Raw genomic sequence first — 23457 nt, forward strand, 5'->3', positions numbered from 1 at the left:
TTTAGTTGTCTATTGTATTTAAAGAAAGGGTGTTGAATATCTTTTCGAAGAATTCTTCTGGCTTAAATGGTTTTGGAATAATTTCATTAAATCCAGCACGGTAAAAATCATCTAGATTTTCATCAATAGTAACAGCAGTAAGTGCAATTACTGGAACTTCTTTGTTAAAGCCTCTAATCTTTTGAGTAGCTTCAATACCACTTATACCTGGCATGTGAATGTCCATTAGTACCACATCAAATCTGTTTTCTTCTACCAATTTAACAGCGTCCATACCATTGTCTGCTACTTGACATACCATACTGTTCTTCTCCAAAATCTTTTTGGTAATCATTTGGTTGATCTTGTTATCTTCAACAACCAAGACGTTTTTGCCTTCAAGGAATTTATAGTCTATTTCTTTCTTGCTTAAATTGTCTAGATCTTCAACAAGTGCATCTTCAGAAATGTCTACGTCAAGATTAAACCAGAATTTTGACCCTTCTCCTAGCTGACTTTCTAATTGGATTTTACTATTCATTAACTCCAATAAGTTTTTTACAATAGATAATCCAAGTCCGGTTCCTCCAAACTTTCTGTTGATTTGAAGTGATCCTTGAGAGAAGGTTTCGAAAATAGTTTTTTGTTTTTTCTTGGAGATTCCCACACCATTATCCTGTATCTCAAAGTTCAATTTAATACTTCTGTTGTGTTGATCAATTTTTCTAACACGCACAACAACTTCTCCATTTTGGGTGAACTTCACTGAGTTACCAATCAAATTGATTAGAATTTGAGATAGTTTTAATGGGTCACCAGATAATTTCTCTGGAATGCTGTCGTCATACTCAAATTTTAGTACTGTACGTTTGTCGTCTGCAGATTTCTTTAAGGCAACCAATACATCATTAATTCTTTTCTTGAGATCGAATGTTGTTTTTTCTACCTCTACTTTGTTGGCTTCAAGTTTATTTAAGTCAAGGATATTATTAATGAGTGATAATAAATACTCACCAGAGAACTTAAGCGAGTTAAGGTGTTCTTTTTGATGTTCTTTTGGGTTTTCTTCTATGAGTAAGTGGGTAAGACCTGTTACGGCATAGAGCGGTGTACGTAATTCGTGGGTAATCGTAGACAAGAACTGCGCTTTTGCTAGGGATGCTTTTTCTGCTTTTTCTTTTGCTAGTTGGAGCTCGGTGTTTTTGTCTTGAAGTAAGTTATTGGCTTTTGCTCTTAAGTTGTTGTTCTTATATAATGAGAGAGTAAGCAATGATAAAATGGCGATAAGCGCAATACTTAATCCGTTTGTTACTTTATTAAAACTTTCAGATTTTTCTTTGTCTTGAAGATCTTTCTTTTGAGCCTCAATGGTCTTTTTTAATTCTCCTACACTAGAATCTTCATCAATACTAGCAGAGATAGCATTGATATACACCAAATTAAGAGAATCCATCTTGGAGCTGTAAAGGTCAAGTATTCTTAATGCTTTTACTGTGTCTCCTTCGTTAATAGCTATTTCTGAGGCAATCTTGTAACTATCAATTTTAAGCTTTTCATATCCTCTGGCATCTATAATTTCTAGAGCATTTTCGAGTGATTTTTTTGCTTCAGCTAGGTATTTTTTATCTTCTGTATCTTCAAGAAGTAGCAGCGCTTGTGCTTTGTTTAATAAAGAAAATGCCTCTTGGTACGGCATTTTGTATTCTTGGTATTGAGGAATACCTGCATTTAAATAATTGACAGCGACTTTAGGATTTCCTTTTTTAAGTTCTAAAATCCCTTTTCCTAAAAGGATAGAAGATTTGCCAATAGGATCATCGTCATTTGTATATATAGAATCTGCTTTTTTGAAATTACTTTCAGCAATCGTATATTTTTTAAGCCTTGTTGTAATAAGCCCCTGTAATAAATGCGCTCTACCTAAATTTTCTTTATTATCTGAAAGTTTTATAATCTCAATAGCATCACTATTTAGTTTTGCAGCTTTGTCATAATTTTGTAGATAATATTGAAGTTGCGCATTTGTGAGAACAATTTCGCCCTTTAGGGTAAAATTATCAACGTCACGTACCAGTTTATTTGCTTTGGTTATTTTTTTTACGGCAAGATCGAAATCTAAAGCTTTGATTGCTTTGTTAGTGTCATCTTTGTAGCGTTCCACAAGAATGATAGAGTCTTGTAGTGTCATAGTTTGAGTGGCATCCATATCTTGAGCCGCCAGTGTGTAGGGGGCTATACATAGGATAAAAATAACTACTGTTCGTAAGTAAAAAATAAACGCTTTGCTCATCAAAAAGATGTAGTTTGTCGGTAAATATAGTTATTTCCTCGATATTTTCAAGATTAAATCAATAATTCTTGAAGAATATCCAGTTTCATTATCGTACCAACCAATGATTTTTATCATTTTGCCAATGACAGATGTCATCTGAGCATCAAAAATACAAGAATGCGGATTCCCTACAATATCTACAGATACAATAGGGTCTTCTGTGTATTGTAAAATTCCGTGGAGTGTGGTATCTGCTGCTTTTTTAAACAAGGCATTTACGGCTTCAATTGAAGTTTCTCTTTTAACATTAATAGTAATGTCGCATAAAGAACCGTTGGGTACTGGCACACGAATACCACAACCACCAATAGCATTGTTTAAGTCTGGAAAAATTTTTGTGAGTGCTTTTGCAGCCCCAGTGGTGGTAGGTACAATAGATTGTCCTGCAGCACGTGCTCTCCGTAAATCCCTGTGCGGCTGATCGTGTAAACTTTGATCTGTTGTGTACGAATGCACCGTAGTGATGTACGCTTGCTCAATGTCAAAGCTTTTATGAATAAGCTGCAACATAGGTGCTGCATTGTTTGTAGTACAAGAAGCATTTGATATAATTAGATCATCTTCATGTAGAATATCATCATTTACTCCAAGTACAACCATCTTAACTGAATCATCTATGGGAGGGACAGAAAGTAGCACCTTTTTAGCACCCGAATGAATGTGTTGTTGTAACTCAGCTTTGGTTTTAAATTTCCCAGTTGCCTCAATTACAATGTCTACATCATTCCAATCTATATTTGAAATTTCCTTTTCTGAAGAAAAACGATACGAAGTTTGATCTACTATAATACTATTTTCGGTAGCACTTACATCTTTATGAAGCACGCCATGAATACTATCATATTTTACCAAATGACTCAGGGTTTTGGCGTCTGCAATATCATTAATAGCAATAACGTCAATATCTGGGTGCTCTAGTAATAGTCTAAATACACGTCTCCCAATACGTCCAAAACCGTTTATGCCAACTTTAATTGCTGCCATACTATATTAAGTAAGGTGTTTTTGTGCTTTGTAAGAAGAACGAACCAATGCACTACTCTCCACATGCCTAAAGCCCATTTCGAGGCCTATTTCTTCGTATTTTTTGAATTGCTCTGGAGTAATAAATTCTTTAACAGGTAGGTGTTTCTTGGAAGGTTGCAAGTATTGACCGATGGTAAGTACATCAAGACCTACATTTCTTAAGTCTCGCATAGTTTGCAATACTTCTTCTTCTGTTTCTCCTAAGCCTAGCATGATGCCACTCTTGGTACGATTAATGCCGTTGTCTTTAAGGTAACGAAGTACTTCTAAACTTTTTTCATATTTTGCCTGAATGCGTACTTCTCTGGTAAGACGTTTTACAGTTTCCATATTGTGTGAAACCACTTCTGGCCTCACTGCTATAATACGATCTATATTCGTGGTGTTTCCTTGAAAATCAGGAATCAAGGTTTCTAAGGTTGTTTCTGGATTCATACGGCGAATCGCTTTCACCGTTTCTGCCCATATTATAGAACCCATATCTTTTAAATCATCTCGATCTACAGAGGTAACAACAGCATGTTTAATGCCCATGATTTTAATAGAGCGCGCCACTTTTTCTGGCTCGTCCCAATCTACATCTTCGGGCCTTCCTGTTTTTACACCACAAAATCCACAAGAACGAGTACAGATATTACCCAATATCATGAAGGTTGCGGTTCCTTCTGTCCAACATTCGCCCATGTTTGGACAACTTCCAGAGGTGCAAATGGTGTGTAGGTTGTATTTGTCTACCAAACCTCTAAGCGCAGTGTATTTTTTACCTGTTGGTAATTTTACACGAAGCCACTTTGGTTTTGGAGTTCTTTTTTCTGGTGCTACCGTTTCTGTGCTCATAGAATACAAAGATACATATAGAAAATTATAATGTACGTTTTTTAACTTCGGAAATATTCGTTGTATGGCTACACAAGCGTTGTAATATACCAAACGCTAAATGCAATTAATATGGCAATGGAAAGCAAGCTATACAGTCTCATGAACTTATTGGGTTGTGCAGCTATTGGAGTGTCTTTTCCAGTGATTACCTTATAATTGATAATAGCATAAAAAGGAGCTGTGAGAAAAGAGAGTACAGTAGCTACTTGAATGAGTAAGCCCATTTCAGAAACAAAAAAGAAAAAGATAATAAGTGTTCCTGTAACTAAGAGGGTTAACCAAAATAGATATCCTTTGGGAAGTGATTTGTTTGCTAAAATTTCCGAAGTACGGTGCATCACTCTTGGAGAACCGTCTAAGGTGGTTAATGTGGTGCTAAACATCGTGGTTAAAGCTGCAATACCAATGATGATTTTTGTACCTTCTCCTAAACTTTGGGTGTACAAGCCAATAAGCTGATTTGCAAATTCGCCACCTTTTGATGAGAAGGTTTCGCCGCTTCCAAATAAAACCAAGGCTCCTAAAGAAAGAAAGCCAATGGCCAAAATCGTGGTCGTAATAAAGCCAGTGTTAAAGTCAAATAGTGATTGTTTTGGCGTGATACTCGGATTGTTTTTTTGCTTTTCTACGGTCCAAATAGAATTCCAAATAGAAATATCTAGTGGCGCGGGCATCCAACCCATAAAGGCAATTAAGAAACCTAAAGTTGCTGCGTTGTTTGGGATAACTTGCTGTAAACTAATGGTATTTGCTTCGGGAAGCGCAAGTGCTACAGCGGCAACGGTGCTCACGGTGAGGGAAAGTACAATGACTTTCATCACAGTGTCTAGTACTTTGTATTTTCCAATAAGTAATATGGTAGCGCACACTAAGGTGATAATGAGGGTCCAGATAAGTAAAGAGCCTGTTCCAAATAGTGAAGTGGCAATACCTGCAGTAACAATAGTCACGGCAGTTTGTATAGTGAACATGGTGGTAAAAGAAATAATGAAATATGTCACTAAGACACCTTTGTTCAATTTTTTATATCCTTCTAGTAAACTTTCTCCAGTGGCACTAGCATAGCGAGGACCAAATTGGAAAAATGGATATTTCACCACATTAATAAGGAGTAGCGCCCAAAGCAGTCCGAAACCAAAATCGGCACCTGCTCTGGTAGATTGTACCAAATGAGATACACCAATTGCGGCTCCAGCAAATAAAAATCCAGGTCCTAGTTTAGAAAAGAGGGTTTTCAATGCGTGTTGTTTTTTGTAATAATAGCAGCGAGTAATTTTTTTGCGCGTAGTAATCTTACCTTAATATTGCTAAGAGGTTCTTCCAGTTCTATAGCAATTTCGGTATAGCTCATTTCTTGAAAATAACGCAATTGAATTACTTCTTGATAGGCTGGTTTTAGTAATTTGATATCCCGTAACAGTTGTGCTAAATTTTGCTTGGTGATTAGTACGTCTTCGGGGGTTGGATTTGCGTCGGGAACACTTTTTAACTGTGCTTCACTAGCAGAATGTGCTTGTGCATGCAAAGCAGCATTCTTTTTTCTAGTCTTGTCTATCTGTATGTTTTTTGAGATAGCAATAAGCCAGGTACTAAATACATGTTCTTCTTTAAAGGTGTCTATTTTGTCGAATGCTTTTGCAAAAGTTTCAATGGTGATATCTTCTGCATCAAATTCGTTTTGTACTCGTTTTATTTGAAAGCCGTACACTTCATTCCAAAAGCGGTCTAGTAAGAAGTTGTATGCAGACTGTTTTCCTAATTTTGCATTGGCAACTTGAATATGCACACGTTCTTTGTCTATTTCCACTGCGTTGGTTTTGATATTCTATTAGAAATAAAGATAACAAAATGCAGTATAAATAAAAATGCCTCTAAGAACAAGATAAAAGGGATTAGGCTTTGCTCTTTTAACCTATAGGCTGCTTTGCCTAAAATCATGTGTTGTAATAAGATTCTGAATCCAATGATACCAGAAGCGATCATCCAATAAGGACCTAACAAAGTGAGAATGCTGAGTGTCCAAAATAATACAGTGCTTATAAAAGAAAGTCCTAATAAAAATTGATGCTTCTTTTTATAATGTCCTGCAGTACTAATGTGTCTTCTTTTTTGGGTAAACCAACTAGACCAAGTTGCTTTGGGTTTCGAATAAGTGAATCCATTTGGTTCAAGACATAAGGCTGTATTCGTTTTTGTTGCTGCTTCATTGACAAACAAATCATCGTCCCCACTTTTAATTTTCATGTGAGACATAAAACCTTTTTGTTCGTAGAATAAAGAGCTGGTGTATGCTAGATTTCTGCCAACTCCCATGTATGGGATTCCTGCTTTGGCGTAGGAGAAATATTGTGTAGCTGTGAGTAGCGTTTCAAAACGAATCAATGCATTTAAAATTCCCGATTTTTTTTGATATGCTCCATAACCAAGTACAAGGTGTTTTTTATCTTTAAAATGAGCACTCATTGAAGTAAGCCAATCCTTACTTGCAGGAGTACAATCAGCATCTGTAAAGATAAGGCGGTGGTGAGTTGCTTTTTTTATACCTAAGGTAAGCGCATATTTTTTACTTCCCCAAAAGGCTTCGTTATTTGCTACGTTAACAATTTTAATTCTGGAGTCTTTTTCTTGAAATGTTTCCATGACTTCAAGTGTATTGTCCACAGAAGCATCATTAATAAGGATGAGTTCAAAATTTGGATGTGCTTGCGCCAACCAATGTGGAATGTTTTCTTGTAGATTATCTGCTTCATTTTTAGCACAAACGATTAAAGAAACAGGAGTTTTTGAATATGTTATTGCTTCTGTCTTGCTAAAGGCAAAACGAGAAAATAAAACATAATAAAGTATATTAATAAAGGTAACTGCACCTAGTATGTAGAGTAGCACCATAGGTTAATAGGTGTGATACGTTGAAAAAGATTAGGCGTGCGTTTCTTCTTTGCAGGTGTCGAATTGATCTGGTGTTTTTCCACAAAAACCACAAGCTTCTCCATTTTTGTTTAAAAAAGGACTTTGGCTAGCGCAAGTTCCAGCAAATTCCCCATCTTTTTTTGCCCATAATTTAATAGCAATTCCGGCAACGGCTAACAATAAAAGTGCGAGTGTAATAAATAGTAATCCCATAGCAATCATATTAAAGTACAAAAGTACAATTTTTAGTCGGTTTGTTGAAGCTAAAATTACTACATTTAGATGATTGTCTCCGAAATATGAACTCATGAATAATAAGTCCTTTAGTCTCTTAGTTGGTTTGTTGTTGCTAATGATTTTGTCATGTGCAGATGGGTCTATGCAATCAAGTCATGAAGCCTTTAATGCTAAAGTAAAAGAGAAAGACACAGCTGTGATAGCGCATACGCCCATCTTTTTAAAGCAACATAGTATTGCAGATAGGATACAAGCAAAACAAGAAATACAATCTTTTGCATCGATCATAGAAAAGAGTGATTGGCAGGATAGCTTGCAGCTCTCAGGAAAACAATGGACGGTACTTGCGCCTTCAAATGCTGTGCTGGAAGTGTTATCCTTACAAGATTCCTTGTCTTTAAAAGAGAAAAATGATTTTGTTGCTACCTATATAATAGAAGGTGCTTTTTCTACCATAGCTATTGCAAAAGCAATTCGCTATAGGCAGGGGAGTTATACGCTTCCAAGCTATACAGCTGAGGTGTTTCAGTTTTCAAGAAATGACATGGATTTTGTTGTTGCCAAAGACACTGTTTCTTATAAGCTATCTTTAAGTGATGTGGAAGCTCAAAATGGTGTGTTGCATATTATAGATACGATTCAGTAGCACATCACTTCAACTTCATCCCGATAGCTATCGAGATCGATTTCTCTCAAAGCTTCGGGACTAAAGGGTGGTTTTATCTTAATTTAGTGAATTTTCACACCCTTTAGGGCGGGGAAAATGAAAATTCACGACGATACATTTTTTATTACCGCATTATAGGAATTTGCCCTGAGAGTGGAGTATTGTTCTTTTTAACTTCGGAAATATTATAAGCTTTGATTTATTTTAGGTGTTTGAACAAAAAATAGGGGGTGTGTTGATAAATAAATGCGATTTCATGATAAAATATTTAAAAAATTAGGGGGTATGTGGTATAAAAATGTAATTTTGCACTTTCATATTTTAAATCTGAAGGATATTTCAGAAAAACAAACACTTAAAAAGCACATACTATGTCCACATTAAGATTTCATGCCATTAAAGAAACCTTTAACCGTCCCGTTATTGATGTTCAAGAACTAGAAAGACGCTCAGCTATTTTTGGAACCAACGTATTTAATGATGCAGCTATGCGTCAATACCTTACAAAAGATTCATTTAGAAGTGTCCAAGATGCTGTAGTTAACGGAACAAAAATAGACCGTAAAATAGCTGATCATATTTCTACGGGAATGAAAGAATGGGCTATTGCAAAAGGAGCTACACACTATACACACTGGTTTCAGCCTTTAACAGGTACCACAGCAGAAAAGCATGATGCATTTTTTGAAACTACTGAAGATGGTGCTATTGAGAAATTTGGTGGCGGACAATTAGTACAGCAAGAACCAGATGCGTCTAGTTTTCCAAATGGAGGCATTCGTAACACCTTTGAAGCAAGAGGATATACTGCTTGGGATCCAACATCTCCAGCATTTATTTATGGAACTACTTTATGTATTCCAACAGTATTTGTTTCGTATACAGGAGAGGCCTTAGATAATAAGACACCTTTATTAAGAGCTTTACAGACAATTGATGCCGCTGCAACAGATGTAGCAAAGTACTTCGATAAAAACGTTACTAAAGTAAACCCAACGTTAGGATGGGAACAAGAATATTTCTTGATTGATAAAGCCTTGGCGAAATCAAGACCAGATATTAACTTGGCTGGAAGAACCTTATTAGGGCACTCTTCTGCTAAAGGACAACAATTAGACGATCATTATTTTGGGTCAATTCCAAAACGTGCCTTAGATTATATGCGTGATTTGGAAACCGAATGTATGTTATTAGGAATTCCTGTAAAGACACGTCACAATGAAGTAGCGCCTAACCAATTTGAATTAGCCCCTATTTTTGAAGAAACCAACCTTGCGGTAGACCATAACTCCTTATTAATGGATGTGATGAGCAAAGTTGCAGACCGACATAACTTTAAAGTACTGTTTCACGAAAAACCATTTAAAGGAATTAATGGTAGTGGAAAGCATAACAATTGGTCTTTGGCTACCAATACTGGGGTAAACTTATTAAGCCCGGGAAGTACGCCAATGAAGAACCTTCAGTTTTTAACCTTCTTTATCAATACGATTAAAGCGGTAAATGAATACGAAGAATTATTAAGAGCTGCTATTGCTGGAGCTAGTAATGATCACCGACTTGGTGCTAATGAAGCGCCACCAGCTATTATTTCTGTATTTATTGGTTCGCAATTAACCGATGTATTGGATGCTTTAGAAAAAGTGAAGGATGGGAAGTTGTCTCCAGAAGACAAAACGGAGCTTAAATTAAATGTTGTAGGTAAAATTCCTGAAATTTTATTAGACAATACAGACCGTAACCGTACGTCTCCTTTTGCCTTTACTGGGAACAAGTTTGAGTTTAGAGCAGTAGGGTCTACAGCCAACTGTGCAAAACCAATGACAGTATTAAACGCCATTGTTGCAAAACAGCTAATGGAGTTTAAAGCGCAAGTAGATGGGCTTATCAAAGGAAAGAAGATGAAAAAGGATGATGCGATCTTCAATGTTTTAAGAGAGTACATTAAAGATAGTAAGCGTATTCGTTTTGAAGGAGATGGATATGGAGAAGCATGGGAGAAAGAAGCAAAGAAGCGTGGCTTGAGTAACAACAAGACAACACCAGTGGCTTTAAAAGAACAAGTTTCTAAAAAAACCATTGCTTTGTATGAAGGTCTTGGCATCATGAACAAAGTAGAGATTGAAGCACGTCATGAGATTGAAGTAGAAGAATACGCGATGCACATTCAGATCGAAGCACGTGTATTAGGAGACATTGCCAGAAATCATGTCATACCAACCGCTATTAAATACCAAAATGTATTAATCGAGAATGTGCAAGGTATTAAGGATATCTATGGTAAAGACTTTAAGAAGTTAGCCAAAGAGCAAATGAACTTAATAGAAGCTATTAGTAGCCATATTGAGAATATCAATAGCGGCATTACCGATATGATCAATGCACGTAAAAAAGCAAACAAGATTGATGATGCTGAGAAACGTGCTATTGCATACTGTGATACCATTAAGCCTTATTTTGATGAAATTCGTTACCACTGTGATAAGTTGGAGTTATTGGTAGATGATGAAATCTGGCCTTTAACTAAGTATCGTGAATTATTGTTTACACGATAATAAGCATACCTTTCTAAATAAGAAAAAGCTCGTAAGAAATTACGGGCTTTTTTAATTTAGATGTTTTAGGCATCTCTTTTGAGAAAATACTAAGATGTAATAGTATCTGGATGTTAAAAAGATATTTTAAAGTCTATGTTAAAAATAAATGTATACTTAGCTATGATCGAAAAACTTGTAAGAAATTACGGGCTTTTGTATGTGTATATAGTAATGATCTCTTTGTTGGGGTATTTTATTTGTATGAGGCGTTTGTGCATTCATACTTTATTAGAAATTGAGCTTGCTAACTATCGTTTATGTTCTTTAACGTCAGAATAAAACATTTCATCTTGTTGGTCTTACGTATAAATTATTTTAACGTTTTTTTAACATTTTAAATATTTCGTGGTTATTTTGTTTTTCGCCGAAGGAAATGGATAAAATGACGATAAACAAAACTTTAATTAACAGGGTTTTTCCTACAATACAAATATTGGAATGAAGCGCGTTTTTTAGGGTTGTTTTTTGCATTAAAAAAAAGTTGATATTTGTGTTGTGGAATAAGACTATTAAAACAATCCACTATAATTCAAGCGCTCTCCTCTTCAGCTTAAATTATCTCCTCGAATTATTTTTAAGTTATAACTGCATCAACTCTGCGGGTATATAGAAGTGTATTTTTTTAACTCAATTAATATAAATTAAATTCTAAAATTATGAAAAAAATGATTCTTTGTGCTACTGCACTAATTTTCGGAACAACTGCATTTGCACAAAACGTAAGTGAAGTTGATCAAGTAGGAGCTAACACAGCTAATGTAGCACAAACTGCTCTTGGTACGTATGTAAACTACAGTGATGTAAATCAAGGTGGCGCTAACCTTGCAGATGTTGTGCAACTTGGTAACAACTCTTCTGTAGTAAACCAAACTGGATCTAACACAGCAGATGTAGACCAAGATGGTGGAGATGGTTTCTATACTCCATTTGACATTCAACAAACATCTACTATTGACCAAGTAGGTTCTTTAAACTTAGCTGTTGTAGATCAACAAGGTGATGGACAAATTTCTACAGTGACACAAACAAATGGTCCTGCAGATCCACAAGGTAACAACGCTCAGATTGATCAAGACGGTTTATCTAACAACTCTGATGTTGATCAAATGAACGATGCTAACTTTGCATCTATCACTCAAAATGGTGATGGTAACGTTTCTGTTTCTAGCCAAACTAGTGATGGGTTAGCAGCTGCTGTAAGTGGAACAGGATACCTACAAGGTAGTTTTGTAAACCAATCAGGTTCTTTAAACAACTCTAATGTTACTCAAAATGGTGATAACCAAATTTCTAATGTAAACCAAAGTGCTAGTGCTGGTGGACCTGCTGCAGATCCATTTACGAATGAGGCAATTGTTTTACAAACTGGAGAGTTGAATGATTCTACAATCAACCAAATGGATGGTATGGTTTTAAGTGCAAACAACAATGCTACTGTTACACAAACTAATTCTGTTGGTGGACCTGGTAACTTGAGTACTGTAAACCAAAGCGGTGCTAACACAGCTAATGTAACGCAAGTAAACAACTAAAATTTAAGAAAATCTCATACTCAATTTGATTTGAGTAACTTAAATTTTTGTAAATTTAAAGGCACTAACCAGTAAAAGGATAGTGCCTTTTTTAAATTTTTTTGACATGCTAAAAATTAAAACGGTTATTTTTCTCTTTTTTGGAATTACATTTTCTTTGGCGCAATCCATTGAAGAGGTAAACACCCTAAATGAGACTGGGCAATTAAATTTGCAGGAAGCTTTTTTGGCAAGTCAACCAGTGAAGAATATTCAAACCTCTGGAAATGTTGTTTTTGTAGAACAGATAGGTTTAGATAATTTGGCATCTATACAAGTTACTTCCTCACAGTCTAATGTTCAGGTCTTTCAAAATGGTAATGAGAACACCATAGATTTAAATTACAATGCAGCAGAGATTAACTCTTTAGTTGTTCAAAATGGAAACAATAATACGGTTACAGACTATAGTTTCAATCCTCAAGGGGTCATAAATACTTCTATCACACAAAATGGGAATGACCTAAGTGTTCAAAAATTTGGCAGCAATTCAATTTCAAATGGGTTGCAAATAAATCAAACAGGATCTTTTAAAACGATAACTGTTACTAGTTTCTAAGATTTCAGTGTATACTCATGAGAAATCTACTCTTCATATTTTATGTCTGTGTTCCTTTTGTGTTAACCGCACAATATAATACAGTTGTTTCTTCGGAAATTTTAGTGAATGAAAATACAGAGTTTATCTCCCTAACTGCAAAAGCGTCTAATATTTCAGAAGTTATACAAGACGTACGCTATAACTTTTCTATCATTAACAAGGATGCAAATGGCGAGGTGCTTTCTACTGATAAGAAAGAAGGGGTCATTTCTTTAGAATCATACAAAAGCCAACTCTTGTTTGATACAACTGTAAGTAAAGTAGAATTTGCAGATGTTGTTGTGCTCTTGTTACTGTATAATGAAAACGATGTTTTGTTAGGTAAAGCAAGATGGTCTAAAAAAGAATACTTGTCTATACGTTACGATAATTCCTTTTTTAAGGGACTTGTAACAGAAGACACAAGAACAAAACCTGGAAGAGATTTTTATAGAATATTTTTTCAAGAACAATTTAATAGAGGCTTAAATGCAGATGATATTATCTCGGTAAAAGAAATTTTTGCAGGGAGAAGAAATACAAGAATAGAAGTGAGACTAGGAGACGTTTTGGTTGCTAATTTTTTTTTACAACCAAGAGAAGACTTTTTAAAACAAATGTCATCTATTACCTTAACAAATATTGTTAGAGTTATTCAGCAACGAAGACGGCAGGATCAACAGTTTGAAGGGTATTAATTTCTTATTGTTTTAAATTCATAGGATATTTCTAATGGTAATTACATATATTTAAAAACTAAACAACAACTAACTTTGAAAAAAATACTACTTGCATTTATTTTTTTAGCACCTGTGTTTTGTTTTTCTCAACAACTGGTGTACAAGGCTAAGAACCCTGCTTTTGGAGGAGATACTTTCAATTACCAGTGGTTGCTAAACTCCGCCAATGAGCAAAATAGTTTTACAGATCCTAATAGTCAGCAATCTAACGATGACTCTACCTTAGATCGATTTTCTGAGAACTTAAATAGGCAATTGTTAAATCGTCTTTCTCGCGATTTATTTGAAGAGCAATTTGATGGTGAAGACTTACAGCCTGGGACCTTTACTTTTGGAACACTAGAAGTAGAAATTTTAGAAAGCTTAGATGGTCTAGTGATCAATATTCTAGATACTATCAATGGGGAGCAAACGCAAATTATTGTGCCTAACTAAATTAAAAATAATGCGTAACATACAATCCATTTTTATAGTCTTGTTAGCACTAGCTATGACAAGTTGTGGCTCCTTTTTAAATCAGCCTGTTGATAAACAGGACGCTAGATTGGGGGAGTTAACAGTGAAAACAAAAGACTTTGAGAATTTACCTAAACCAGCAAAAAAAATCATTGTTGGTGTTTATAATTTTAAAGATCAAACAGGGCAATATAAGGCTTCTCAAACAGGAAGTAATTTTAGTACAGCTGTGCCACAGGGGGCTACAACAATACTCCTAAAAGCCCTCGAAGATTCCAAATGGTTTAGGCCACTCGAAAGAGAGAACCTTAATAACCTTCTACAAGAAAGAAAGTTGATTGAGAAAACTCGTTTTGATTACGCTGCCGATAAAAGTAAAGTTAAAAGGCTAGACCCAATGCTCTTTGCAGGAATCATACTAGAGGGAGGAATTGTGTCATACGATTCTAACATTTTAACAGGTGGTGCAGGGGCTCGTTATTTTGGTGTTGGAGGTTCCACCCAATACAGACAGGATAGAATTACAATTTATTTAAGAGCGGTTTCTACATCAACAGGAGAAATTTTAAAAACAGTGTATGTTTCTAAAACAATACTATCTCAAGCAATTGACGCTGGTATTTTTAGATATGTAAATTTTCAACGTTTATTAGAAGCAGAAATTGGATACACCAAAAACGAACCTACAGAGTTGGCTGTAAAAGAAGCCATAGAAAAAGCTGTAGAGAACTTAATTTATGAAGGAATAAAAGATAAGTTGTGGAAAGCAGAAGGGGATGAAGAAACATCAAATGAGATTGTTTCTAACTACCTTAATGAAAAAGTAGAAGAAGAAAGTATAGGTCTTTATGGAAGAACACAGCGCGATTATACAAAATATAGTGCGAGTGTTTTTGCTGGGCTATCCTATATAGATGGGGATCTTAGTACAAGAGAACCTGATTTTAATGCGGGAGCTGGTATAAAGTATCACTTGTCAGATCAGTGGCGTCTTCAAGGGGATGTTCAAATTTTTAGGCTGTTTTCTGCCCCAGATATAAAGCATTGGTGGTTGTCTGGAGATGTTAGTTTAGAATATAGAATCTTAGATCGAGATAAATTTTCACCTTATGTTTTTGCAGGTCCAGGAACTAGCTATTTTATAGATGATACACCAGGTAAGTTTCTCCAACTTTGGGATCAATTTTTTAAGTTACAATATGGCGTTGGTTTTGAATATCAAACATCTAAAAAATTAAACTGGTTCGCGAAGGCAAAGTTTAATTATACGTTTACAGATAAAATTGACGATATAATAAACGGTTCAAGAAATGATTACTTCTATAATTTTACTATTGGGGTAAATTATAGTTTTGATTTTTAATATAATTACAGGATGAGAACAATAAAATATATAGTGCTAAGCTTTGTTTTTCTTACGCTAATACAATGTAGCGAAGATAGAATAGATGGAGCGCAAACAGGTACAATCTCTGGTATTGTTGTAGCTGCAGATAGCAATGAAAGAATTGAAGACGTGCGTATCTCTACAGTACCCGCAACAAGTACTGTTTTTACAGGGAGTAATGGTACGTTTACCATAGAAAATGTTCCAGAAGGCACATACACTGTTCAGGCTACTAAAGAAGGCTTTGTGTCTGCATTTGAGCCAGCAAATGTATTAGGGAATGTTACCATAGATTTAGTTTTTGACTTTGAGATAGAGTCTTCTTTAAATGAACCTCCATCAACTCCATTGTTATTGTTTCCAGAGAACAATGCTTCTGAAGTTCCTGTTGATGTAACACTAGAGTGGGAGTCTATTGACCCAGACCCAGAAGATGAATTAATGTTTACGGTATCTTTATTCAATGAAAATAATGATGATGTGCTGCTTTTTGATGAACTTACTGAGCCTATGCTTGAGCTTACCGACTTACAAGTTAATACAAAGTACTTTTGGCAGGTAACAGTAAATGATGGACTAAATACACCCTTGTTAAGTGAGGTGTTTTCGTTTACAACAATTTCTTCTCCAACAGGTGCTTTTTTAGTGGTAAGAGAAGTTGGTGATAATCAAGTTATTTTTTCTGCAGATGACGAAGGGAATCTTTTTCAACTTACTTCCGAAAACGTAAATAGTTTCAAGCCAAAAAGAAACTTAGCTTCTAATAAAATAGCTTTTTTGAGAACCGTAAACGGTCAAATACATTTGTTTACAATGAATTTTGATGGGTCAAATCAACTTCAAGTAACAAATACAGCACCTGTAAATGGTTTTAATTTTGATGAAATTGAATTTGCTTGGAAGCCAGAGGGAGATAAATTATTGTATCCTTCTTTCGACAAAATCTTTAGTATTAACACAGATGGTTCTGGAAGGCAAGAGTTTTATACTAGCTCGAATGGTAATTTTATCACAGAAATAGCATGGAGTCCACTAGAAAATGTGATAGCAATTAAGACTAATAACAGTATAGGCTATAATGTAGAAATACTCATTCTTGATGATTCTGGAACTGTACAAGAAACAATTCTTTCTGGGGTTACTGGCGCAGCTGGAGGGCTAGATTTAAATGTAAATGGATCTATTGTGTTGTATTCATATGATATATCTGGATTAGAATTTTCAGATTATAAAATTAGGGATTCAAGGTTGTTTTTGTATGATAGAGCTACACTTGTGGCTTCCCAATTAGCCACAGGAATTGATATTGGATTTAATGAATTAGATCCTAAATTCTCTCCAGCAGAGAATCTAGTGGTGTATGAATATAGAGCGAGAAATGTAAATGCTGTTAGTAGCGTTCGGTCGCATGATTTCAATATCGCCGAAGGAAACTCGATTGTGCTCTTTGAAAACGCAAAAATGCCAGATTGGGAAGACTAACATTTCATCTCTAAAAATATATAACGCCTTAAGTTTTTAAGGCGTTTTTTCATTTTGTACTTTTGCGGAATAAGCCATACCAATGAGTCAAGATATTTCAAAGCGATATGCCCAACGCGGAGTTTCTGCAGGGAAAGAAGATGTTCATAATGCAATTAAAAATGTAGATAAAGGCCTCTTTCCGCAAGCCTTTTGTAAAATTGTGCCTGACTATTTAACAGGAGACGAAGACTATTGCTTAGTGATGCATGCAGATGGAGCTGGAACAAAATCTTCTCTGGCATATATGTATTGGAAAGAAACAGGAGATCTTTCTGTTTGGAAGGGGATTGCACAAGATGCGCTTATTATGAATATCGATGACCTTATTTGTGTGGGTGCTGTAGATACCATTACCCTATCTTCAACTATTGGGCGTAATAAGAATTTAATTCCAGGTGCCGTTATTTCTGCTATCATAAATGGAACCGAAGAACTTATTGAAGATTTAGCAAAGCATGGTGTTGCCATACACTCTACCGGCGGAGAGACCGCAGATGTTGGAGATTTGGTGAGAACCATTATTGTAGATTCCACAGTAACAGCGCGTATGAAGCGAACTGATGTAATCGATAATAAAAACATTCAAGCTGGAGATGTTATTGTAGGCTTAGCCTCTTTTGGTCAGGCAACTTATGAGACCGAGTATAACGGCGGTATGGGGAGTAATGGATTAACATCTGCGCGTCATGATGTCTTTGGTAAAGAGTTAGCAGATAAATACCCAGAAAGTTACGATCAAGCTGTACCAGAAGATCTTGTCTATTCTGGATCTAAAAAATTAACCGATCCTGTAGCTGGAACAAATCTTGATGCGGGTAAGTTGGTTTTGTCGCCTACAAGAACCTATGCGCCAGTTATAAAAAAAATACTTCAAGAATGTGAAAAAGAACAGCTGCATGGTATGGTGCATTGTAGTGGAGGCGCACAAACAAAAGTCCTTCACTTTGTAAACAATGTTCACGTTATAAAGAATAACCTTTTCGAAACACCTCCACTTTTTAAACTTATTCAAGAAGAGAGTGGTACAGACTGGAAAGAAATGTATCAGGTTTTTAATATGGGGCATAGAATGGAGTTGTATGTAAATGAAGCTATCGCTGATCAGATTATTAAAATTTCAGAATCATTTAATATTCCGGCTAAGATTATAGGGCGCGTAGAAGCAGCAGATACTAAAAAATTGACTATCGAGAGTGCTTATGGAAAATTCGAGTACTAAGTAGTGTTTTTCTTACAATTATTATTTTGGGTGCGAACTATTTCTTATATTTCAAAAATTTTTCAACACGCTAACGTTGGTGCAACAAAAAAAACACAAAAGCTTACTCTTTATTGTAGGTGTCATTTTGTTTGTGACTAGTTTATATTTTCACACAGAAAATGATTACCAAATATACCGTTTTCTAAGGGCCATGGTGTCGCTATCGTCTTTAGGGTTGTTGTTTTATCTTCATGGTCCTAAAACCAGCAAACTTCTTACTATATTTTTAGTTTTATTTGCCACGTCTAGTGTACTATCTATTTGGTACGAATTACCAAGAATCCCAGAGTTAATGATGGCTCTTAATTTTTTAAGTTACATGAGTTTAGTCCTGTATTTAAAACCTAAGATTGGAAAAAAGAAAATTACAGCACCTTATATAGCTATTTTCTTGGGTTTAATTCTCTTGAATGGTTATTTGTTGTATCTTTTAATTGATATGATTCTGGAAATTGAAGGTAGCAATACTGTGTATGTCTCTATGCTTATAAGTGCAATAGGAATAACTTTTTTAAGCTTTATTACCTTATTGTATAATTATACACAAAGCTCAAATGCTTCGCTTATTTTTTCATTGTTTCTCTTCATATTGGTGTTTTCTGAGGTGTTCAGAGCAATTGGTTACTACGATTTCGCTTATGGTAACTGGGCGGTATATATTGGTCGACTATTGTTAATTGTGTCATCATCGATGTTAGTACATTACACTGTCATTAATGAAGAAGCTAAAGCTGTCTCGGATAAGAAATTTTTATAATAAGCTTTGTTTTTCTTCGGAAATTTCCTGCCTCCATATTTTGTTCTTTTTACTCCAAATTAATTCTTGTAATTTCAGTATTAAAACCTCAAAAAGGTTCGGTTAAATTATTGTAAATTTGTGGTCCTTCCTATTTAAGGAACTAAAATAATACCATGTTAGAAAAACTTCAAATAGTAAAAAATAGATTTGATGAGGTGAGTGATTTAATCATTCAGCCAGATATTATTAGTGATCAAAAGCAGTATGTACAGCTTAATAAGGAGTACAAAGATTTAAACGCCTTAATGAAAAAACGAGAGGCATATATCACTGCTACAAGTAGAGTGGAAGAGGCCGAAGAGATCATTAAAGATGGAAGTGATGATGAAATGGTAGAAATGGCAAAAATGCAACTTGACGATGCTAAAGATGAAATCAATACTTTAGAAGATGAAATCAAGTTTATGCTTATTCCTAAAGATCCAGAAGATGCTAAAAATGCCGTGATGGAAATTAGAGCAGGAACTGGTGGTGATGAGGCAAGTATTTTTGCTGGAGACTTACATAGAATGTATACCAAATATTGCGAAAGTAAAGGTTGGAAAACCAGTGTGGTAGATTTTAGTGAAGGTACCAGTGGTGGATACAAAGAAATTCAAATGGAGATCGAAGGTGATGATGTGTACGGTACCCTAAAATTTGAAGCAGGAGTACATCGTGTACAACGTGTACCACAAACTGAAACTCAAGGTCGTGTGCACACCAGTGCTGCAACCGTAATGTGTTTTCCAGAAGCTGAAGAGTTTGATGTGCAAATTGAAATGAAAGATGTGCGCATTGATTATTTCTGTTCTTCGGGACCTGGAGGACAATCGGTAAATACGACGTATTCTGCGGTTCGTTTAACACACGTTCCTACGGGCTTAGTAGCGCAGTGTCAAGATCAAAAGTCGCAACATAAAAACAAAGAGAAGGCCTTTAAAGTATTGCGTTCACGATTGTATGATTTAGAATTGGCAAAAAAACAAGCCGAAGATGCTTTAAAAAGAGGCTCGCAAGTAACTAGTGGAGATCGAAGTGCAAAAATTAGAACCTATAATTATCCACAAGGTCGTGTAACTGATCACCGTATTGGACTCACTTTATATGATTTAGGAAATATCATCGACGGTGATATCCAAAAAATAATTGATGAATTACAATTGGTAGACAATACAGAACGACTCAAAGAATCTGGAGATACCTTCTAAATTTACTGTTATGACTACTGAAATGTTAGTTGCCCAAATTCATCAAAAAAAATCCTTTTTATGTATTGGATTAGATGTTGATCTTTCTAAAATTCCCCAGCACTTATTAGAAGAAGAAGATCCTATTTTTGCCTTCAATAAAGCAATTATTGATGCAACACATCATCTAGCTGTAGCCTACAAACCTAATACAGCTTTCTATGAAGCGTATGGTATTAAAGGGTGGCAATCTCTAGAGAAAACAATACAGTATCTCAATACAAACCATCCAGAAATATTTACCATAGCAGATGCAAAGCGTGGCGATATAGGCAATACATCTACCATGTATGCAAAAGCTTTTTTCGAAGACCTAGGATTCGATTCTGTAACCGTGGCTCCCTATATGGGGAAAGATTCGGTAGAACCATTTTTAGCTTTCGAGGATAAACATACCATCTTATTAGCCCTCACTTCAAATAAAGGGGCTTTTGATTTTCAAACTAAAATTTCCGAAGGAGAAGAACTCTACAAAAAAGTACTCACTACAGCTAGCACCTGGGACAATGCAAAGAATTTGATGTTTGTCGTAGGTGCAACAAAGGCCGAATACCTTGCCGACATCCGAAAGATTGTGCCAAACAATTTCCTGTTAGTTCCTGGAGTAGGAGCTCAAGGAGGGAATTTACAAGAGGTTTGTACCTATGGAATGAATGCGCAAATAGGCTTACTAATTAATTCTTCAAGAGGGATTATTTACGCTTCTAATAACACCGATTTTGCTACTGCCGCTGCCACCGCTGCAAAAGACTTACAAGAACAAATGAGTGTGGTGATAGATGCGTTGTAAAGATCAATTACATAGGGTCTTAGAATTTTCAGAAACACCAAAACGTATTGTATCTCTAGTACCTTCTCAAACAGAGCTTCTAGTCGATTTAGGCTTGCAATCTCAGTTGGTTGGAGTTACAAAGTTTTGTGTTCATCCTAAATCTTTAGTATCAAAAAGTAACATAATTGGAGGAACAAAATCGATTCATTTAGATAAAATTGAAGCCTTACAACCAGACATTATTATTTGCAACAAGGAAGAAAACACAAAAGAAATTGTAGCATCCTGTGCTACTATTGCTCCGGTTTGGGTGAGTGATATATATACTGTTAAAGACAGTCTTGCAATGATTTCTCTTTTGGCTACTTTATTTGAAAAGAAAGCACAAGGAAGAAAAATTATTGATACTATAGAAAATGAGCTTACTGCATTTCGTTCTTTTATGGCCTCAAAGCCCTCAAGAAAAGCCGCCTATCTTATTTGGAAAAATCCTTATATGGCTGCTGGTCGGCAAACCTTTATACATGATCTATTGCTTGAAAATAAATTTCAAAATATATTTCAAGATCCAACTTCTAGGTACCCAGAAGTTACTGAAGAGACCCTAAAACAAGCCGATACCATCTTATTGTCTTCAGAGCCTTTTCCTTTTAAAGAAAAGCATATTAGAGAGCTTCATGAAATAACAAATAAAAAAGTTATCCTAGTAGATGGTGAATATTTTTCTTGGTATGGATCAAGATTGCAGCATGCCTTTTCATACTTTAAAAGCTTGCATTAGTCTTGCAGAGAGAATACTTGGCGCAAAAGATTGGTAGTTCTTGAGGCTAAGTTGTTTCTAATTTGTTTTTCTTCTTCACCAATCATTTTGTAAACACCTTCTAGTGCTTCGTTTGTTACATAATCGGTAAGATCTGGATTTACATTATTTGTTAATGGAATAGCGTTGTATTTTTTGATAATGTTGCTCCATACTTTATCTGCTCCTACTTTTGAAAAAGAGTTTTTAATCACGGGATTAAATTTTTGGTACAAAGCAGTTGTCGTTTTATTTTCTAAGTACTTTGTTGCTGCGGTATCATTTCCTAATAAGATGTTTTTAGCATCAGCAAAGGTGATACCTTTTACTGCATTCACAAAGATAGGGGTGGCTTCTTTTACGGCATCTTCGGCAGCTCTATTTAAAACTTTTAATCCTTCGTCTGCTAAGCTTCCTAGACCTATGTTTCGTAGTGTTTGATCAACTTTTTGTAATTCTTGAGGGAGTAGTATTTTTACGAGATTGTTTTTGTAAAACCCATCTGTTTGGGTGAGTTTTGTTACCTGTTTATCAATACCGTTATCTAATGCTTCTCTTAGACCACTAGCTATAGTGGCACTGTCTAGTCCAGTGTTTGTTGGTAATGTGTTTACCACATTTTGTAATTCGGCACAGGAAGCAATACTAAAAAGGATAAGTATAAAGGCTATTTTTTTCATTTTCATTTTCATTTTTTTTATAAAGGTAAAAAAAAGGCTCTTCTTTTAAGAAGAGCCTTTTAAGTATATTGAAGTAATATAAATTACTTGATTACTTTGATTGTTTTAGAAGTGTTACCGATAGTAACATTTACTAAATAAGCACCAGAGCTTAAAGAGCTCATGTCGATAGATGGAGATGCGATTCCAGGAGTAGCTTGAGCTACAACTTTACCTAATACATCGTAAACAATTACACTGTCAACAGTCTCTTGAGAGTTGATGTTTAACATGTTTACAACTGGATTAGGATATACAGAAAATACATCTGCATTAAAATCATCAGCACCAAGAACACCTTCTTGGAAAATTACTTCGTCCATGTGGAAGTCAGTGTTGTCATCATTAGCCCAGATATCTGCAACTAATAATCCAGCACCAGCTAATGCTAACATACCATCATATACTTGAGTTCCGTTAAGATCAACAGTCATAGTGTCATTATCAAGATCCATTACCATTGTTACAACACTCCACTCTTCTTCTGGAATGTCAAAGAAGTCACCTTCTAAACCTCCAGCAACAAAAATTCCAGATCCAGATGCGTTAACTGGCTCATTGATGTATAATTGAGCACCAAAAGTGTTCGTGTCACCTTGACTAGACATTAAACCAATAAAACCAGTACTTCCAGCTTCAGGATATAATTTAAATTGGTATGTGTAGATTCCATCACTCACACCACCGTCAAAGTCAAATAACATATCGTTACCACCTACAACGTTCATAGATTTTGTTCCATTTGATGCTTGAATTGTTGTTACTTCAGAATCTTCACCTGTACCAGTTGGTCCAGACCAAGTACTAAAGTAATCAGATTGATCTGCGATTGTACCTTCCGAGTAAGATTCGAAATCATCAGCAATCTGTGCATTTCCGGTAAATGCAAAACCAAAAGCCACAAGGGCTAACATGTAAATTTTTTTCATAATGTGTTATTTAAGTTTGTAATATCTGGCAATATAACAATAAGTTTAGATAAATAAATGTTTT

At 35.4% G+C, this 23457-nt stretch carries 22 protein-coding genes; 13 read left to right on the top strand and 9 right to left on the bottom strand.

Features of this window, described 5'->3' with window-relative positions:
* Position 1: 1 nt before the first annotated feature.
* The 7 genes from ACY2RS_RS08190 to ACY2RS_RS08220 all read right to left on the bottom strand — a co-directional run bounded on the left by ACY2RS_RS08190 (position 2) and on the right by ACY2RS_RS08220 (position 7339).
* Positions 2-2167, bottom strand: a complete 2166-nt coding sequence (locus tag ACY2RS_RS08190; protein WP_490098153.1) for a response regulator — start codon at positions 2165-2167, stop codon at positions 2-4.
* A 132-nt stretch (positions 2168-2299) separates the two neighbouring features.
* On the bottom strand, positions 2300-3295 hold the full coding sequence (gene gap, locus ACY2RS_RS08195) for a type I glyceraldehyde-3-phosphate dehydrogenase (RefSeq protein WP_490098154.1): 996 nt from the start codon (positions 3293-3295) through the stop codon (positions 2300-2302).
* Positions 3296-3301: 6 nt separating this feature from the next.
* A complete protein-coding gene (gene lipA, locus ACY2RS_RS08200) occupies positions 3302-4174 on the bottom strand; it encodes a lipoyl synthase (RefSeq protein ID WP_490098155.1) in 873 nt (290 codons plus the stop codon).
* A 68-nt stretch (positions 4175-4242) separates the two neighbouring features.
* Positions 4243-5454: an Nramp family divalent metal transporter gene (locus tag ACY2RS_RS08205; RefSeq protein ID WP_490098156.1), complete on the bottom strand. Its 1212-nt coding sequence runs from the start codon at positions 5452-5454 to the stop codon at positions 4243-4245.
* Entirely contained in the window at positions 5451-6023 is a 573-nt protein-coding gene (locus ACY2RS_RS08210) for an RNA polymerase sigma factor (protein ID WP_490098157.1), read from the bottom strand. The genes ACY2RS_RS08205 and ACY2RS_RS08210 overlap by 4 nt, the downstream gene beginning before the upstream one ends.
* On the bottom strand, positions 6014-7105 hold the full coding sequence (locus ACY2RS_RS08215; RefSeq protein WP_490098158.1) for a glycosyltransferase: 1092 nt from the start codon (positions 7103-7105) through the stop codon (positions 6014-6016). The genes ACY2RS_RS08210 and ACY2RS_RS08215 overlap by 10 nt, the downstream gene beginning before the upstream one ends.
* Positions 7106-7135: 30 nt before the next feature.
* Positions 7136-7339 carry a membrane or secreted protein gene (locus tag ACY2RS_RS08220; protein WP_490098248.1) on the bottom strand — a complete coding sequence of 68 codons (204 nt, stop codon included), beginning with the start codon at positions 7337-7339 and terminating at the stop codon, positions 7136-7138.
* A 94-nt stretch (positions 7340-7433) separates the two neighbouring features.
* On the opposite strand from ACY2RS_RS08220, the gene ACY2RS_RS08225 reads away from it, so the two are divergent.
* The 13 genes from ACY2RS_RS08225 to ACY2RS_RS08285 all read left to right on the top strand — a co-directional run bounded on the left by ACY2RS_RS08225 (position 7434) and on the right by ACY2RS_RS08285 (position 21727).
* On the top strand, positions 7434-8009 hold the full coding sequence (locus ACY2RS_RS08225; RefSeq protein WP_490098159.1) for a fasciclin domain-containing protein: 576 nt from the start codon (positions 7434-7436) through the stop codon (positions 8007-8009).
* 392 nt (positions 8010-8401) lie between these two features.
* Positions 8402-10585, top strand: a complete 2184-nt coding sequence (locus tag ACY2RS_RS08230; protein WP_490098160.1) for a glutamine synthetase III family protein — start codon at positions 8402-8404, stop codon at positions 10583-10585.
* A gap of 698 nt (positions 10586-11283) precedes the next feature.
* On the top strand, positions 11284-12159 hold the full coding sequence (locus ACY2RS_RS08235) for a hypothetical protein (protein WP_490098161.1): 876 nt from the start codon (positions 11284-11286) through the stop codon (positions 12157-12159).
* A gap of 106 nt (positions 12160-12265) precedes the next feature.
* The gene (locus ACY2RS_RS08240; RefSeq protein WP_490098162.1) at positions 12266-12757 is read left to right on the top strand and encodes a hypothetical protein; all 492 of its coding nucleotides are present in this window, start codon (positions 12266-12268) and stop codon (positions 12755-12757) included.
* 17 nt (positions 12758-12774) lie between these two features.
* On the top strand, positions 12775-13476 hold the full coding sequence (locus ACY2RS_RS08245; protein WP_490098163.1) for a CsgE family curli-type amyloid fiber assembly protein: 702 nt from the start codon (positions 12775-12777) through the stop codon (positions 13474-13476).
* Positions 13477-13551: 75 nt separating this feature from the next.
* Positions 13552-13953, top strand: a complete 402-nt coding sequence (locus ACY2RS_RS08250) for a curli production assembly/transport component CsgF (RefSeq protein ID WP_490098164.1) — start codon at positions 13552-13554, stop codon at positions 13951-13953.
* 10 nt (positions 13954-13963) lie between these two features.
* Positions 13964-15337 (top strand): CsgG/HfaB family protein, encoded by a 1374-nt coding sequence (locus ACY2RS_RS08255; RefSeq protein WP_490098165.1) that lies wholly within the window; start codon positions 13964-13966, stop codon positions 15335-15337.
* A 12-nt stretch (positions 15338-15349) separates the two neighbouring features.
* Positions 15350-16843, top strand: a complete 1494-nt coding sequence (locus tag ACY2RS_RS08260; protein ID WP_490098166.1) for a carboxypeptidase regulatory-like domain-containing protein — start codon at positions 15350-15352, stop codon at positions 16841-16843.
* An 82-nt stretch (positions 16844-16925) separates the two neighbouring features.
* Positions 16926-18104 (top strand): AIR synthase related protein, encoded by a 1179-nt coding sequence (locus ACY2RS_RS08265; protein WP_490098167.1) that lies wholly within the window; start codon positions 16926-16928, stop codon positions 18102-18104.
* Between the two features lie 76 nt (positions 18105-18180).
* The gene (locus ACY2RS_RS08270) at positions 18181-18903 is read left to right on the top strand and encodes a hypothetical protein (protein ID WP_490098168.1); all 723 of its coding nucleotides are present in this window, start codon (positions 18181-18183) and stop codon (positions 18901-18903) included.
* Positions 18904-19058: 155 nt separating this feature from the next.
* On the top strand, positions 19059-20135 hold the full coding sequence (gene prfA / locus ACY2RS_RS08275) for a peptide chain release factor 1 (protein WP_490098169.1): 1077 nt from the start codon (positions 19059-19061) through the stop codon (positions 20133-20135).
* A 10-nt stretch (positions 20136-20145) separates the two neighbouring features.
* The gene (gene pyrF / locus ACY2RS_RS08280) at positions 20146-20964 is read left to right on the top strand and encodes an orotidine-5'-phosphate decarboxylase (RefSeq protein WP_490098170.1); all 819 of its coding nucleotides are present in this window, start codon (positions 20146-20148) and stop codon (positions 20962-20964) included.
* Positions 20954-21727 carry an ABC transporter substrate-binding protein gene (locus tag ACY2RS_RS08285; protein ID WP_490098171.1) on the top strand — a complete coding sequence of 258 codons (774 nt, stop codon included), beginning with the start codon at positions 20954-20956 and terminating at the stop codon, positions 21725-21727. The genes pyrF and ACY2RS_RS08285 overlap by 11 nt, the downstream gene beginning before the upstream one ends.
* On the opposite strand, the gene ACY2RS_RS08290 is transcribed toward ACY2RS_RS08285, so the two are convergent.
* Both ACY2RS_RS08290 and ACY2RS_RS08295 read right to left on the bottom strand, forming a co-directional pair.
* Positions 21724-22425, bottom strand: a complete 702-nt coding sequence (locus tag ACY2RS_RS08290; RefSeq protein ID WP_490098249.1) for a DUF4197 domain-containing protein — start codon at positions 22423-22425, stop codon at positions 21724-21726. The two genes, ACY2RS_RS08285 and ACY2RS_RS08290, sit on opposite strands and share 4 nt — an antisense overlap.
* A gap of 83 nt (positions 22426-22508) precedes the next feature.
* Entirely contained in the window at positions 22509-23393 is an 885-nt protein-coding gene (locus ACY2RS_RS08295) for a T9SS type A sorting domain-containing protein (protein WP_490098172.1), read from the bottom strand.
* Positions 23394-23457 lie beyond the last annotated feature (64 nt).

It is taken from the genome of Patiriisocius sp. 208BN25-11 (assembly GCF_058147145.1).